The sequence below is a fragment of the Bartonella alsatica genome (assembly GCF_013388295.1).
GTDB classification, from domain to species: domain Bacteria; phylum Pseudomonadota; class Alphaproteobacteria; order Rhizobiales; family Rhizobiaceae; genus Bartonella; species Bartonella alsatica.
The window spans coordinates 289,081-306,057 of record NZ_CP058235.1 but is presented as its reverse complement, the minus strand read 5'-3'; the positions used below and the strand labels follow the sequence as shown (position 1 = coordinate 306,057).

General features: G+C 36.5%; 10 protein-coding genes and 1 pseudogene. 9 read left to right on the top strand and 2 right to left on the bottom strand.

Translation table 11 applies throughout. The annotated features are described in order from the left end of the window. Positions 1-536: 536 nt before the first annotated feature. Together HWV54_RS01315 and HWV54_RS01310 are read right to left on the bottom strand one after the other, a co-directional pair. Positions 537-1,845 (bottom strand): annotated as a pseudogene (locus HWV54_RS01315) (MFS family transporter). Between the two features lie 681 nt (positions 1,846-2,526). Further along, positions 2,527-3,834, bottom strand: coding sequence for an MFS family transporter (locus HWV54_RS01310; RefSeq protein WP_005864951.1), 1,308 nt, complete (start codon positions 3,832-3,834; stop codon positions 2,527-2,529). A gap of 221 nt (positions 3,835-4,055) precedes the next feature. Here HWV54_RS01310 and HWV54_RS01305 point away from each other — a divergent pair, with 221 nt between their 5' ends. The 9 genes from HWV54_RS01305 (at position 4,056) to HWV54_RS01265 (ending at position 16,659) form a co-directional block, all read left to right on the top strand. Next, complete coding sequence (locus HWV54_RS01305) at positions 4,056-4,850, top strand: thymidylate synthase (protein WP_005864953.1); 795 nt, start codon at positions 4,056-4,058, stop codon at positions 4,848-4,850. Continuing rightward, complete coding sequence (locus HWV54_RS01300) at positions 4,847-5,356, top strand: dihydrofolate reductase (RefSeq protein WP_005864955.1); 510 nt, start codon at positions 4,847-4,849, stop codon at positions 5,354-5,356. The genes HWV54_RS01305 and HWV54_RS01300 overlap by 4 nt, the downstream gene beginning before the upstream one ends. Positions 5,357-5,473: 117 nt before the next feature. Then, a complete protein-coding gene (gene hflK, locus HWV54_RS01295; RefSeq protein WP_005864957.1) occupies positions 5,474-6,619 on the top strand; it encodes an FtsH protease activity modulator HflK in 1,146 nt (381 codons plus the stop codon). Between the two features lie 2 nt (positions 6,620-6,621). After that, entirely contained in the window at positions 6,622-7,557 is a 936-nt protein-coding gene (gene hflC, locus HWV54_RS01290; RefSeq protein ID WP_005864959.1) for a protease modulator HflC, read from the top strand. 155 nt (positions 7,558-7,712) lie between these two features. Beyond that, entirely contained in the window at positions 7,713-9,230 is a 1,518-nt protein-coding gene (locus HWV54_RS01285) for a Do family serine endopeptidase (RefSeq protein WP_005864961.1), read from the top strand. Positions 9,231-9,832: 602 nt separating this feature from the next. Continuing rightward, a complete protein-coding gene (miaA, locus tag HWV54_RS01280) occupies positions 9,833-10,705 on the top strand; it encodes a tRNA (adenosine(37)-N6)-dimethylallyltransferase MiaA (protein ID WP_005864963.1) in 873 nt (290 codons plus the stop codon). Between the two features lie 261 nt (positions 10,706-10,966). Next, positions 10,967-12,766, top strand: a complete 1,800-nt coding sequence (locus HWV54_RS01275; protein WP_005864965.1) for an acetolactate synthase 3 large subunit — start codon at positions 10,967-10,969, stop codon at positions 12,764-12,766. Positions 12,767-14,723: 1,957 nt separating this feature from the next. Continuing rightward, entirely contained in the window at positions 14,724-15,845 is a 1,122-nt protein-coding gene (locus tag HWV54_RS01270; protein ID WP_040296368.1) for an ATP-dependent DNA helicase, read from the top strand. A 79-nt stretch (positions 15,846-15,924) separates the two neighbouring features. Continuing rightward, positions 15,925-16,659, top strand: a complete 735-nt coding sequence (locus tag HWV54_RS01265) for a pyridoxine 5'-phosphate synthase (RefSeq protein WP_005864969.1) — start codon at positions 15,925-15,927, stop codon at positions 16,657-16,659. Positions 16,660-16,977: the final 318 nt, after the last annotated feature.

Below are 16,977 nucleotides of genomic sequence, written 5' to 3'. Positions count from 1 at the left end.
TTTTTCTGATTAAGTTTGTTGTACGACTTGTATCATCAAAATTCAATTAGTAGTATCGTAATAATTTCTTGTGAAAGCTATTTGAGAGGGCTTATTTGGGTTATAGACTTGTACATTTAGAGGGTTTTATTTTGTAGTAGGATAAGCTAATTATATTGAATCTAAAGCTGAGCGCGGGAAGAAGTGCGTTGAAAAATAGATTCAAGTTAGTGAATTGTTATTAAAAAGAGTGTTTAAATGGTTGTGTTAACAGTTGCCGAAGATGTTTGGAATGTGCAGAAAAGTTGTGTAACTTTTTATTATTTAGTCGCTAAACGATTAAGGATACTTGATAAAATTTAAACAATGTAGATTTTTATACACGTGTTCTTCACCTTGTAAAGGACCACAATGTTTTTTTTGTAAGGTAAGCTAAAAGAAATGAATTATTTCATGTTATTTGCTGCTTTTATTAAATTTTTATACATTCATTACAAAAAGGCCTAATTACATTACAAAAAGGCCTAATTAGTTGGACTCTTTTGTATATAAAAATTTTAATGGATTGTATCGTCTTTAAAGATATCCTTCTTTGTCTATATCTGGCATTAAGAGAATTGAAATGAGTGCAATGATCATCATACCAATTATGTAAAAAGAGAAGATAGTTTCATATCCGATATTTTTAAGTCCAAGTGCTACATATTCGGCAGAACCGCCAAACAGCGCATTACCAATAGCAAAAGAAAGTCCAACTCCAATAGCTCGGATTGGAGCAGGAAACAGTTCTGCTTTTATGATACCAGCGATGGATGTATAAAAACTCATAATACAGAGCATTCCGATAATAATTAATAATGCAAACCATGCATTATGGGTATTTCCAATCATTTTAAGCACAGGAATTGTGCAAATAATGGATAGGGTACTCCAACTGATAAGTGAAGTCCTTGTTCCAATTTTATCGGCTAAAGACCCAAAGAGGGGTTGGAGTAATACAAAAATGAAAAGTGCGGCAGTCATTATCGTTGTTGCAGTTTGTTTATCAAATCCTGTGGTTGTTATCAGATATTTTTGCATGTAAGTAGTGTATGTGTAAAATGTGAGTGACCCTCCCGCTGTAAAGCCAACAACCAAAAAGAAAGCTTTTTTGTGGTTGTGGAAAAGCTCTTTAATACTACCAGCATGTTGGTTGGAGCGGCTTTCTTTGGTTGTTGTTTCATGGAGCGAACGACGCAAATAAATCGCAACCAGTGCTCCTAATCCACCAATCACAAAGGGGATACGCCAGCCCCATGATTTTAACTGATCTTCAGTGAGATAAAGTGCTAAAATAAATATAATAAAGCTGGCGAGAAGTTGACCTGTGATCGTTGTAGCATATTGGAAGGAAGCAAAGAACCCGCGATGATTTTTAAGAGCGACTTCGCTCATATAAGTTGCTGTTGTGCCATATTCACCGCCGACTGAAAGTCCTTGAAATATACGGATTAAAAGCAAAAGAAAGGCTGCTGTTATTCCAATAGTTTTGTAAGTAGGAAGTATGGCAATAAGAAATGAACCACCACACATCATAAAAACAGAAATAAGCATTGAACGTTTACGTCCATAACGGTCGGCAATGAAGCCGAAGAGCCATGCTCCAATCGGGCGCATAAGAAAGCCAATAAAAAAGATTCCTGCAATTTTTAAAAGTTGTGTAACGACATCATCATCTGCAGGAAAGAATTGTGAAGCAAAATAAATCGACGCAAATGAATAAGCATAGAAATCATACCATTCTACTAGATTTCCTGATGCGCTGGATATGATTGCGAAGATACGTTTCCTTGTATCATCTGGTTTTAAAGTTGTTTCGCTTTTCATGAAATATTCCCCCTTTAGATCTATAGTTTATTTTTTTAGTTTAAAGTTGATAATGATTTGTATCATTAAAATTCAATTATATAATGTATGTAATAGTTATTTTTATGAAAGCTATTTGAGATGGCTTATTTGGGTTATGGCACTATACTTTTTGATGACTTTATATTTTAGTAAAGCAGAAGACCATAATATTTATAGGATGTGTGTTTTGATTTTTGTTGCGCGTTAATAATGTCATTGATCATTAGATAAAAAAGATATTGAGATAGGATAACTTATGGAAACAGATGTAGTTTATTCTATACATGTATGTGTGTTGTGATAAACCGCAAATCCGCCTATTTACAGTTAAAATACTGTTGCTGCTCATTTTCTTTTAGACTTATATTATTGCGAAATAGGCGGTTGTGTTTTTATGGGAGGAAGTTACTTTCGATAAAGGTTGATCATTATTGATAAAAAGAATGGTTGCTTAAACTCAAACAAAGATTTCTTTGCTCTTGAGTGCACTGTATTCAGTGGAAAAAAAGCGACATATTTATGATACTATGAAAACTTACTATTAAAAGCGTAGGTTACAGAAAAGAATAGTATTGTTTTACACTATCGGAGATAGAGTACGAAAATTTATGAGCACTTAATTTCCATATGACGAATATAACAAAAAAGTTAATGAAAAAGTTAATGAATATCTTCTCCTTGAAGGTATCCTTTTTTTCTAGCATCTGGCATGAAAAGAATTGCGATAAATGCAATAATCATCATACCGGCTATGTAAAAATGGAAGACGGATTCATATCCAATCTTTTTAAATTCAAGTGCTACAGTTTCAGCAGAACCACCAAATAGCGCGTTGGCAATAGCATAAGAAAGACCAACTCCCATTGCCCGGATTGAAGCAGGAAACATTTCTGCTTTTACGATACCAGAAATAGACGTATAAAAACTCATAATACAAAGCATTCCAGTAATGACTGATAAGGCAACCCATGTATCATCTGTGCTACCAATGATTCTAAGTGCAGGAATTGTGCAGATGATAGATAGGGCACTCCAAATAAGCAACGAAGCTTTTGTGCCAATTTTATCGGCTAGAGAACCAAAAAGAGGTTGGAGTAACATAAAAATAAAGAGTGCAGCAGTCATTATTGTTGTAGCGGTGTGTTTATCAAACCCTGTGGTTGTGATCAGATATTTCTGCATATAAGTTGTACAGGTATAAAATGTGAGAGACCCTCCCGCTGTAAAGCCTATAACTAAAAAGAAAGCTTTTCTGTGATTGCAGAGAAGCTCTTTGAGGCTACCAGCTTGTTCTTTAGAACGGCTTTCTTTGGTTGTTGTCTCATGAAGTGAGCGACGCAGATAAATTGCGACAATTGCTCCTAATCCACCAATCGCAAAGGGTATACGCCATCCCCATGCTTTTAACTGATCTTCTGTGAGATATAACGCTAGAATAAACATAACCAGACTTGCGAGAAGTTGACCACCAATGAGTGTGGCATATTGGAAGGAGCTAAAAAAACCACGACGATTCTTCACAGCAATTTCGCTCATATAAGTTGCTGTTGTACCGTATTCACCGCCCACTGAGAGTCCTTGAAGCATACGGAGTAAAATGAGTAGAACCGCTGCTGTTGCTCCAATAGTTTCATATGTAGGAAGTAAGGCAATGAGGAATGAACCACCGCACATCATAAAAACAGAAATAAGCAAAGAGCGCTTACGTCCATAACGGTCAGCAATAAATCCGAAGAGCCAACCGCCAATTGGACGCATGAGGAAGCCGATAAAAAAGACAATGGAAGACTTTAAAAGTTCAGTAACAACATCTCCGTTGGAGGGAAAAAACTGTGATGCAAAGTAGATGGATGTGAAAGAATAAACATAAAAATCATACCATTCAACTAGATTACCTGATGCACTAGATATGATAGAAAGAACACGTTTTCTCGTATCATGCGGTGCTAGAGTTGTTTCATTCTCCATAAGTCTATCCCTTTAAATTATGTTCATGTCTGTTGATTTATTATCCCTGTATTTATTCCCCTAGGAGCTGTCTACAGTATTTTATCTTTTGCGTCAAAAATTTAATCGGATCATGGTAATTTCTTGTGAAAGATGTTTGAAAAAAGAGATTTAAATTGTACTTTTCTGAATTTTTATAGTTTTTATTTTTTATAACCGATAGAATCGGGCATAATATTTATATGAAAATCTACCTTGATCTTTTATCTCATGTTTTAAATTACGGCATTGATCGTGTAGATCGGACCGGTGTTGGAACGCGATCGGTTTTTGGATATCAGATGCGATTTGATTTACAGGTCGGATTCCCATTGTTAACAACAAAGAAATTGCATTTACGTTCAATCATTTATGAGCTTTTGTGGTTTCTTAAGGGTGATACGAATATCGCGTGGTTGAAGGAACATGGTGTGTCAATCTGGGATGAATGGGCTGATGAGAAAGGGAATCTTGGTCCTATTTATGGTTATCAGTGGCGTTCTTGGCCAGCTCCTGACGGACGATATATTGATCAAATTAGTAATCTATTGACTATGATTAAGAAAACGCCTAATTCTCGCCGTTTAATTGTAACAGCGTGGAATCCCGCATTAATAGAGGAGATGGCTCTCCCGCCGTGCCATTGTTTTTTTCAATTTTACATTGCTAATGGTAAGTTATCCTGCCAGCTTTATCAACGTTCAGCGGATATTTTCTTAGGTATTCCGTTTAATATTGCTTCTTATGCATTGTTAACGATGATGATTGCGCAAGTCAGTGGGCTTAAAGTAGGTGATTTTATTCATACGCTTGGTGATGCGCATCTTTATTCTAATCATTTTGAGCAGGCTGGGTATCAATTGTCTCGTAGACCAAATGCTTTGCCGTTTATGCGTATAAATCCAGCGGTAACAGATCTTTTTTCTTTTAAATTTGAGGATTTTGAATTGCTTAATTATGAAGCACAACCACATATCAAGGCTCCAGTAGCAATATGACTTTTTCAGTTTGTTTAATTGCAGCTGTTGCAGAAAATGGTGTTATCGGTCGTGGAGGTATTATGCCTTGGCGTTTGTCAACAGATTTGCAACGCTTTAAGACTTTAACTTTTGGTAAGCCTATTATTATGGGACGAAAAACTTGGGATTCTCTTGGACGACCTTTACCAGGGCGTACAAATATTGTTATTACGCGCAATTGTACATTTATGGCTGAAGGTGCTGTTGTTGTTCATTCTTTGCTTCAAGCTTGTTCTGTTGCAAAAAGCGAGGCTTCTCAAAATGGTGCAAATGCAATTTTTATTATTGGTGGTGGTGAAATTTTTCAACAAGGATTGCGTATTGCTGATAAAATATTTCTTACAGAAGTATTAGCTTCCATTGAAGGTGATAGTTTTTTTCCTGTTTTCGATAAAGAAGGGTGGACTATTGTGCAAACGCAATATATTCCAGAAGGAGATAAAGACAGTCATCCGACGCGTTTTATAGTTTATGAGCGGAAATAATCGTTTGTAATTGAGTGGAAAGAGCCTATCAGTTACATTGTAAACAGATAAGAAGCATTTTATAAGATCAAGTAAATGGTTGATATTGATTAATGGTAGTCAATTAAAGAGGTGATGATGCCCTGGACAAATCAAAATGGTAGCGGCCCATGGAGCGGTAAAAAGAGTAAATACGGTAGTGACAAAAAAACACCTGCTAAGAATATTTTTGGTTCTGGGGGCAATGGTGATGGTGACAATGGTTCCAATATTGATGATCTTTTGCGTAAAGGGCATGATCAATTTCAACAAGTTGGTAGAAGTGGGCTTTTTGTTCTGTTGTTTCTTCTTGCTGTATTTTTTTGTTTGTATCAGTCTATTTATATTGTTCAGCAAAATGAACAAGCAGTGGAATTGCGTTTTGGGGTGCCAAAAGCAGAGATTATTGGTGATGGTTTGCATTTTCATTTTTGGCCAATTGAGACTTATATGAAAGTGCCTTTAACAGAGAAAATGATTGCGATCGGTAGTCAATCCGGACAGGTTCAACAAAGTGAAGGCTTGATGCTTTCGAGTGATCAGAATATTGTTAATGTCAATTTTTCTGTTTACTATCGAATTTCACGCCCTAGTCAATTTTTATTCAATGTGAATGATCAAGAAGGAACAGTTCGTCAAGTAGCTGAGAGTGCGATGCGTGAGGTTATTGGTTCAAGACCCGTTGATGATGTTTTACGTGACAAGAAAGAAGAAGTTGCTAGTGACGTTAGAAAAATTATCCAGTTAACGGTAGATAAATATCAACTTGGTGTTGAAATAAGCCGTGTGTCAATCAGTGAAGCTGCTCCTCCTACAAAGGTTGCTGCTGCTTTTAATTCTGTCCAGCAGGCAGAGCAAGAACGTGGGCGGATGATTGAAGAGGGAAATCGTGTGCGTTTTACTAAAATTGGTTTAGCAAATGGTGAAGCTTCACGCACACGGGAAATTGCAAAGGGTGAAAAGGCGCAGATGGTTGAAGAGGCAAGAGGGCGTGCTGAGCGTTTTCAGGCTATAGCCCGTGAGGCTATAATTTCACCAGAAGCTACGCGTTATCGCCTTTATATGGAGACTGTAGGGCGTATTCTCTCGTCACCTAACAAGTTGGTTCTTGATCAAATAAATTCTCCAATGGTTCCCTATCTCCCGCTGAATGAATTGCTACGTAGCAATTCATCAGAAAACGTGAAAAAAACATCAACGCGTTCTACATCGTTTTTGGATTCTCGTATTTCTGGAGGACGCTAATTATGCAGCAGTCTCGTTTCTTATTTTTATTTAGTACTATAGTACTCTTTTTGATGATTTTTTGGATGTCTATTTTTATAGTTTATCCTCGTCAACAAGTGGCAATTAAGCGTTTTGGGCAAATTGTTAAGGTAGAATCTGATCCTGGGATCTATTTGAAAGCGCCCTTTATAGATAAGATGATCATTGTTGATAATCGGTTGTTACGTTATGATGTTCCTACACAATCTGTACAGGTTCGTGGTGGAGCCTATTATGAAGTAGATGCGTTCTTTATTTATCGTATTACAGATCCAAAGCTGTTTTTACAGCGTATTGCTTCGGGGCGTCCGCAAATTGCTGCGCGTGAAAATCTTGCACCGCGTTTTATTGATGCTTTACGTGCCGTTTATGGTAAGCGTGAATTTAAAGCAGCTTTATCAGATGAACGGGGAGCGATGATGGCTGAAGTGCAGCGGCAGTTTTCTGTAGATGCAGGGTCATTAGGCATTACTATTGTTGATGTACGTATTCGTAAAACTGATTTAACTGATGCTGTTTCAGAAGATGTCTATCGGCAAATGGCAGCTGAGCGTGAGGCTGCAGCTGAAAATATTCGTGCTCGTGGTCAGCAGGAGCGAGATCGTATTGTGGCGGAAGCTAATCGTGAATATGAAGAGATCGTAGCCGCTGCAAAACGTGATGCTGAAATTACTCGTGGTGAAGGTCAGGCTGAAAGTATTCGCCTTTTGTTAAATGCGAGAGAGGCTGATCCTTCCTTTTACGATTTTTGGTTAGCGATGGAACAGTACAAAAATTTAGAACATATTCCCATGGTAATTTCACCAAATGAGGATTTCTTTTTCTATTTTCGCAATCCACTGCAGAAAAAGGGAAAATTTCCTTCAACAATGAATACTGGCTTTAATAAAACTGATCAAAAAATCGGAGGAGAGTAGAAGTGACAATGAATTATGGATACACGCTTTTGTATGAGAGGTGTGATCTGTTGTTACTTTCTTTTAGGATGCAAATGGTAGAGTGTTAAACCGTCTTGATTTTGCGTAGATGAATTTAGAGAATCTCTTTGCAGCATTTTGTTTAAAGGCATATCATGGATAAAAATGTCGTAGATAAAAATACGTCTTTAAAGTTCTTTATCACAAAAGTTGTTGTCTGTATGGTTTTGTTTTTATCAGGATCAATCGGCTTGTGTTGGGGAGTAGAAACAAAAAATACACTCCTTTCCGTTCCTGATTTAGCTGCTGAGCTTTTAGATACCGTTGTAAATATTTCTACAACACAGACTGTCGATGGGACTGAACAAGATGAGCATATTTCAGTGCCTGTTATTCCAAAAGATTCATTACTACAAGAATATTTTAGTGATTTTTTTACACCTAAAGATGGTCAAAAAGATAGTCAGTTTCAGAAGGTACGTTCTTTGGGGTCTGGTTTTGTGATTGATACGCAAAAAGGGCTTATTGTTACAAATTATCATGTTATTGTTGATGCTGATGATATTGAGGTTAATTTTACCGATGGTACAAAGCTAAAAGCAAAATTACTTGGAAAGGATAGCAAGACTGATTTGGCACTGCTTCAAGTGGAAGCAGGGAGAAAAAAATTAAAAGCTGTCCGTTTCGGAGATTCTGAAAAGGCGCGTATTGGAGACTGGGTTATGGCTATTGGTAACCCTTATGGTTTTGGTGGTAGTGTGACGGTTGGCATTATTTCTGCACGCAATCGTGATCTTAATGCTGGTCCTTATGATAATTTTATTCAGACAGATGCAGCAATTAATCGAGGCAATTCTGGAGGTCCGTTATTTGATAGAAATGGTGAAGTGATAGGGATTAATACAGCAATTGTTTCGCCTTCTGGAGGATCGATTGGTATTGGTTTTGCTATACCATCTGATATGGCTCTTTCTGTTATCAATCAGTTGCGTGATTTGGGAGAAATAAGACGCGGTTGGTTGGCTATTCGTATTCAACCGGTGACAGAAGATATTGCAAAAAGTTTGAAAATAGATAGCACAATGGGAGCGTTAGTTGCTGGTAAAATAGAACAATCCGGTGTAGATAATAGCCAGTTACAAATTGGAGATGTTATTCTTTCCTTTGGGAAAGCGAGAATTAAGCATGCGCGTGACTTACCGCGTTTAGTAGCGGAAAGTCCAGAAGGAAAAGTGGTCGATGTTACTGTTTTGCGGAATGGCCGGGAAAGAACAGTAAAGGTTAAGCTTGGTCGTTTGATTGAGACAGAAACAAATGAGGATACAGAAGAGAAATTCAATGATGAGAAAAACGATGCTGTATCGAAAAGTGTGACAATGCAATTTATGGGAATGACATTATCTGAACTTACAGCGGATTTACGTCATCATTATTCAATTATAGATAAACTTTGGGGATTAGTGGTGACATCTGTTGCACAAAATAGTGTAGCGGATAAAAAGCGTATTCGCGCTGGTGAAGTAATTGTTGATATCAATCAAAGTGCTGTCACGAAAATTGATGAGGCTAAAAAACGTATTCATAAATTGCGTGAGGCTGGACGTAAAAATGCTTTATTTATAGTTGCTCGTCCAGATGGAGAATTACGAGTTGTAACGCTTCCAATGGATTGATATTTGGAAGATTGTTTTTTGAATACATGTTTAGTCAATTTGTGTTTTGTTACGGTTATTAGGCGTGCAATAGGAAATAGTTTAATCTGTTTAGTTGTCAAAAGAGTAATTATACAAAAAGATTAATCTCAAATTCTGTAATTCATAGATATTGCTACATTTTGCTTTGTGGTAAATGAAAAGAAACGCAAGAAAGGGGATCTTCAAGAAAGTAGTTTACGAGGTGCTTATTTTGAATCAGAATATCACACGTTTTTATATAGAAAGATAAAGCTGTTTCATTATGTGTGTTAAGCTAAATATTTTGCATATGATTGCAAAGAATATATTTGTTTATGATGGTCAGTGTGATAGAATTTTTTTAGTGGTATTTTGATAAAAGTAAGAAGCAATCCTTTAAGGTTTTTTTTGTTATTATTTTCATTTTTAGTTTTTCAAAAAAATAGAACTATCACAGGTGCATTTCGGTGTTAAGTGTACAGGTTCTGTTTGTTTCCTTTGGAGAGCTCACTCTATGACAATTTAGATGGAGTACAGTATCTTTGGGGGGATTATGCGTATTGCAGTGAGTTGTTGTTTGGTGGATATAGGAATTTCCATTCATGACACAGAGAACGATTACATTAATAGCAGGGCCAACTTCAAGTGGGAAATCTGCGCTTGCCTTACAAATGGCTCAAGAAAAAAATGCTTTTATCATTAACACGGATTCAATGCAGGTTTATGATGTTTTAAATATTTTAACGGCTCGGCCGACGGAGGCTGATACTACAATTGTTCCACATTATCTCTATGGTTATGTGAGTCCGACGGTAAATTATTCGGTAGGGAAATGGTTGCGGGATGTTGAGAAACTGTTGAATACATTTACGACAAAATCACTTATTTTTGTAGGTGGAACAGGACTTTATTTTCGTGCTCTTTTAGGAGGAATTTCAAAAATCCCTCATATTCCAGATGTTGTGCGGAAAAAATGGCGACTTCGGCTTGATAAAGAGGGTATTGAGAGTCTTTATTGTCAGTTGTTGCAGGTTGATGCTGTTCTCGCTGAGAAAATTTCTCCGCAAGATGGTCAACGTATTATCCGTGCTTTGGAAGTTTATGATGCAACAGGTAAAAAGCTAAGTTGGTGGCAGAAACGAAAAACAACATCTCTCATTGCATGGCATTGTTTAGAAAAAATTCTTCTCGTTCCACCACGTCAATTGCTTTATGAACGGATTCATAAACGATTAGATTCTATGATTGAAAGAGGCGTTTTAGAAGAGGTGATTGCGATAAAGAAGCTTGAGCTTTCTCCTTTGTTACCAGCGATGAAGGCTATTGGTGTATCTGAATTTATAGCTCATTTAGATGGGCATCAAAGTTTTGAGGATGCTCTTGAAATGGTGAAATCTCAAACGAGGAGGTATGCAAAAAGACAAATGACATGGTTTCGTAATCAGTTTGATGATGATTGGGTAGTTATTTCTTGATAAAAGTGCTGAAAAAATTGAAAAAAGTTAATTGTAAGCGGAAAATTTTTTAGGAAGTATAATTTTTTATTGACGGATAGTACCAATATAATTAGAAGCCTTTTATAGGAGAAGTTTTCCTTATAGATTTTGTGTATTGGAATAAGGGGGGGGGTAATCATACAATATATCTTTTTTGTGTGTAATAGGCTCTCTCGGAGCTTTTTTATAGGCTCCTTCGGGAGCTTTTTTATTGTGCTATCAAGTAGGCGAGTGGGAAAAATGACAAATCATCCAAGAATGCAAGAGCGGGCGAACGGAACAAGAATGTCGGGTGCTGAAATGGTGGTTCAAGCTCTTATTGATCAAGGAGTTAAACATCTCTTTGGTTATCCTGGTGGGGCTGTTCTTCCTATTTTTGATGTTATTTATCAGCAGGATTTCCTCCAGCATATTTTGGTGCGTCATGAACAGGCTGCAGGTCATGCTGCTGAAGGCTATGCTCGAAGCACAGGAAAGGTAGGTGTTATGCTTGTGACTTCGGGTCCAGGGGCAACGAATGCTGTGACACCTTTGCAAGATGCACTCATGGATTCTATACCTCTTGTTTGTTTTTCTGGTCAGGTGTCAACAACTGTGATTGGAACAAATGGTTTTCAAGAGGCTGATACAGTTAGTATTACAAAGTCCTGTACGAAACATAATTGGCTTGTTGAAGATGTGAATGATCTCGCCGCAATTATTCATGAAGCGTTCGCTGTTGCTCAAACAGGATGTCCAGGACCGGTTTTGATTGATATTCCTAAGGATATCCAATTAGCTTTGGGTATTTATAGAACGCCTCAAGTTTCGTCATCTTTGCATTCTTCTCCACGGTTGAAAGGGGATATTAAGGCTATTGAATGTGCTGTTTCTCTTTTAGCAGATGCAAAGCGTCCCGTTATTTATTCTGGTGGTGGTGTTATTTCATCGGGTTCTAAAGCTGTACAGCTTTTGCGTGATTTAGTTCAACTGGGAGATTTTCCGATTACTTCAACATTAATGGGACTTGGTGCTTATCCTGCTTCTAGCAAAAATTGGCTTGGAATGCTTGGAATGCATGGAACCTATGAGGCTAATATGGCCATGCATGATTGTGATGTTATGTTAGCTGTTGGTGCACGGTTTGATGATCGTATCACTGGGCGGCTTGATGCATTTGCACCTCATGCGCGCATTATTCATATTGATATTAATCCTTCATCTATCAATAAGATTGTAAAAGTGGAGGTTCCACTTATTGGTGATGTGGCGGATATTTTAGAAGACATAAATCAACACTTGCATATGCAGAAACCAATATTTAAGGACGAAAGTCGTGACGCATGGTGGAGACAAATTAATCGTTGGAAAGCTCGTAATTCATTGGCATATATGGAAAAAAAAGATGTTATTATGCCACAATATGCTCTTGAACGGCTTTATGCATTAACTAAAGATGCGAATGCTTATATTACCACTGATGTTGGACAGCATCAGATGTGGGCTGCGCAGTATTATCGTTTTGACAAGCCAAAACACTGGATGACTTCTGGTGGTCTTGGGACTATGGGGTATGGTCTTCCAGCGGCTATTGGTGTTCAAATAGCACATCCTGATGCTCTTGTTTTATGTATTTCTGGTGATGCTTCAATTCAGATGAGTATTCAAGAGCTTGCAACCGCAATTCAGCATAATACGCCGGTAAAAATTTTTATTTTAAATAATCAATATATGGGTATGGTCCGACAGTGGCAACAATTGCTGCATGGTAATCGTCTTTCTCATTCTTATACGGAATCAATGCCTGACTTTGTAAAGTTGGCACAAGCTTATGGAGTGGTTGGGATTCGTTGTTCAAAACCAGATGAACTTGATGGTAAAATTCAGCAAATGATTGACTCTGACAAGCCAGTTCTCTTTGATTGTTGTGTTGATAATTTAGAAAATTGTTTTCCTATGATACCATCTGGATGCGCGCATAATGATATGCTGTTGCCTGATGAGGCTAATGATGAAGTAGTTGCAAATGCTATTTCTGCTGAAGGGCGGATTTTTGTATAAAATTAGTATGTTAATCAAATGATGAAGGAATTTAGTAGTTATTGATTCTTTTGTGTTTTTTAAATTTTTTCCTTCATTTTGGGGATTTTCTCTCATTTTTAGAACATATTTTTTCAATCTACGCTCTTTGTGTAAAGAGGCAGTATATTGCTATTTTTTTATACAAAAAGTATTTTGAATTATGAAACTTTTAATCTAAATTGGCTGTATGTGTTGCAAGTGTTCTTAAATTATTTACTATTTTATAGCTATCTAATTGTATTCTTTATTAAAATTTTGTACCAAAAACTTACTGTAGAGAATGTTTTTCTATTTTTATTGTATATAAACGTTTTTTCGGTAAGCCAAATTTCAAACGTTACTGTTCATTCAAGCCAGATTGAAAGAACGACATCTGTTTGAAATTTGCTTTTTTCTGTTTTTAAATGAATGATATTCTTTACCGTTTTTTTTAATTAGTCGGAACTGCATCACCACGACGTAAGTTTGTATAAGAAAGATTTTATATAAACGTGTTCATTGGGTATCTAAAACTCATCGTTGATAATATCTTTCTTCTTTAAATTGGAAATTCCTTTTTGTTTTTCAAAAGTCCTGTTCAATTGTTCTAATTAAAAAGATCATTGAAGGTTTCGGGGGAAGTTTTAAAGTAGTTGCTAGTATTTCTTTACGGCGTTCAACTTCGGCTATGACATGTTATTTCGGTTGTTTGGTGTGGAATAATTCCTATAAAACTGCACTTCTCTTTATAAGGATGAGTTTTTTCTATCTTTTTGTAGTTTTAGCCAGGGCTATACTAGTGGTATTGTAATATTGTTTAAGAAGCCATGGGAATGAATCTTCGTCACGTTTCCCCTAAGTTCGCTTTAGGAAGTATAAGTCTTTTTAATTCAGCAAGTGTTCTTTTATAGTTGTCAACAAAATCTTGAGTTCTATAAATTTTGAGCTTCTTGTGCTGTTGTTCATGATTAATATGTACTTATTATACAGTTTCACCATGGTATGTAACTTCTTTGACGAGATAAAGAGAGCGTAGATTTGACATGGAGATAGCCTATAGGATGATATCAAAGTTATATTTATCGTTTAATGAATTCCAAAGTTTATCAGGATGCGTGGCTGTGTTTGATATTAGGTTACCAGTTTAAGATAGATGAGCAGTTCACTAGTAGGCTTAATTTCTATTAATTAGCATCTCATTTTTGAGCTTTTCTTAAAGCGTTTGCAATATTAATTGATGGTAAGGAATGGGAGCCACGTTTTTTTTCATTTAGGTGTAGTTCACTTGTATCTTGAGTCATGCATGTGTTGAAAGTTGTTATGGGATGAAGATTGCTAAGAGATTATTGACAGACCTGATTGGGTTAAGCGGCTTTTGTTAAGATCTGCTTCATGTCTTGCTTTATTTCTGCTAAAAAACTTCGATAGCTTTATTGGTGCAATTTATTTTTTATTACAGGGTGCGCGTTTTGCTTTTATGCGCAAAGGAACTGATTGGTTTTAGTAAAACGTGGAGTATGATTTATAAAGTTATACTGTTCGTATTCTGTATAAGAGCAGTTTTTTGTAATGAAAAATTTTCAATGATAACCCATAGCCTTAAGGTTTTGTTTTAGCTGTTTTTTAATTCTAAACATGAGGCAGAAGAAGTATATATATGCATTGTTTTAAGTTTACTTCGCGATTAATTTGATTGTTTATAGTCTGCTATAGAAAAGGACATTTTTCCTAACAAGTATGCGATGTTATAAAAAAGGTTAATACAAATTTTGTCTGAGTATAAATTTAGATTATTGCAGTATTTTGACGAAAACTGTTGGTACAATCGTTGATAATTTGACTGTGAAAGTGATTAGATAGCCCTATACCAGAACCTCTTAACGGCAAAAAATTTCTTGATAGTGGTTTTATTTTCAAAATGCTTGCTCTTTTGATGCGAATCTTATTTTGATAAATTATGCAGTTTTCACGAGAACAGGACAATGCATTGAAGGCTGTTGCTGCGTGGTTGAGGGATGGGCGTTCTCCACTTTTTCGTCTCTTTGGTTATGCAGGAACAGGCAAAACAACGCTTGCGCGCTATTTTGCGGAAACAGTTGATGGCTCTGTTCAATTTACTGCATTCACAGGTAAAGCGGCACAGGTTTTGCGCTCTAAAGGTGTCAGTAATGCTTGTACTATTCATTCATTGATTTATTGTCCACGTGGAGAAGAAGAAGTTTCCGATGAAGTAACAGGGAAAAAGTCTATTGCACCGACATTTGCACTAAATCGAAAAAGTGCCGCTGCGCAAGCTAAACTTATCATTGTTGATGAATGTTCGATGGTAGATGAACAATTGGCACGTGATTTAATGAGCTTTCGAACACCAATTCTCGTTCTTGGTGATCCAGGTCAATTACCTCCTATATCAGGAGGTGGCTTTTTTTCCAATAGTACACCGGATTTTTTTCTTTCAGAAATTCATCGGCAAGCACATGATAATCCGATTATTCGTTTGGCTATGGATGTGCGTGAAGGACGCGATATTACTTATGGTGATTATGGGACAGCTCGCATTATTACACGTAAAGAGGTCGATCAGCAATTGGTTTTGGATGCTGATCAAGTGTTGGTAGGTGTTAATCGAACACGCCATCTTTATAATAAACGTTTGCGTGCATTGAAGGGATTTACGGCAGCTTACCCACAAGCGGGAGATAAACTTGTATGTTTGCGCAATGATCCTACTAAAAGTTTGTTGAATGGCTCTTTATGGAAAGTGATGACTTCACAGAAAGAAACTGTTAAACCAGGTATTAACCTTCTTATTAAATCAGAAGAAAACGAGCGTGGGGTGGCAAAGATTAAGCTTTTAAAAGCAGTATTTGAAAATCCTGATAGTGAAATTTCTTGGCAATTAAAAAAAAGATATGATGATTTTGATTATGGATATGCGTTAACTGTTCATAAAGCGCAGGGATCTCAATGGGATAATGTCGTTTTGTTTGATGAAAGTTTTGCATTTCGTGATATGTATGCACGATGGCTGTATACAGGAATTACGCGTGCGGCAGAGTGTTTAACAATTGTCCGATAGGGGAATTTTTATTCTTTACGATTCTACGGGCGGAGTATTTTTCTGTTTTTAGCATTATACACGGAAAATAGGAGTGTACATGGCAATAAAACTTTCGGTTAATCTTAATGCTATTGCTGTTTTGCGCAATCGGCGTAATCTGCCATGGCCAAATATAAAGAGTATTGGCCATATAGCGCTTACAGCTGGTGCAGGGGGGTTAACGGTCCATCCGCGTCCTGATGAAAGACATATTCGTTTTACTGATTTGCCAGATATACATTGTTTAATTAACAGCACCTTTCCTACTGCTGAGTTTAATATTGAAGGTTATCCAAGCGATGCGTTTTTGAATATAGCAGAGAATTATGCTAATCAGATTACTCTTGTTCCTGATGATCCAACTCAGTCAACTTCTGATCATGGTTGGAATTTTTCCCGTAATGCAGAATTTTTAGCACCTATTATTCAACGCTTGAAAGCAAGAAAGATTCGAGTGTCATTATTTGCTGATCCTGTTGTTGATGGTCTTGATATTGCTAAAGCAATTGGGGCCGATCGTGTGGAATTTTATACTGGAGCTTATGGAGGAGCGTTTAAAGATAAGACAAAACAGGATCAGGAGCTAAATAAACTTGTTTTAGCAGCAAGAAGAGCTAAAGAGCTGCAACTAGGTGTTAATGCAGGGCATGATTTGACAATTGCGAATCTACCTGTTCTTATTAATCGTATTCCTTGGCTTGAAGAAGTTTCTATTGGTCATGGGCTTATTGCTGATGCGTTAGAGTATGGAATGCATAATACTGTTCAACGTTTCACTCAGTTATTAGTGTGATCTTTTTTCCTCTATACAATTAGAGAAGGTAAATTTTTATAAAGTTCTGCTAGTTTGTTTCAAAAAATAATTTTGTATGTGTTTTTTTAGATAAATAGTGCTCCCTGCAGCACACATTATGATAGTAGTAGAAATATTGCGTTCGATTGAAAACAGTTAACAGTATTTTTTATCATATTAGATTGTGAAAGAAAGGTTAGAGATAAAGCTTGATAGTTTTGCTGAAACCTACTTTAAAAAAGCAGGAAATAAACAGTCAATTTTACTAAAAATGTAAAAATTCATATAAGTTTAAGAGAGTGTTTTGAAAAAGAAAAG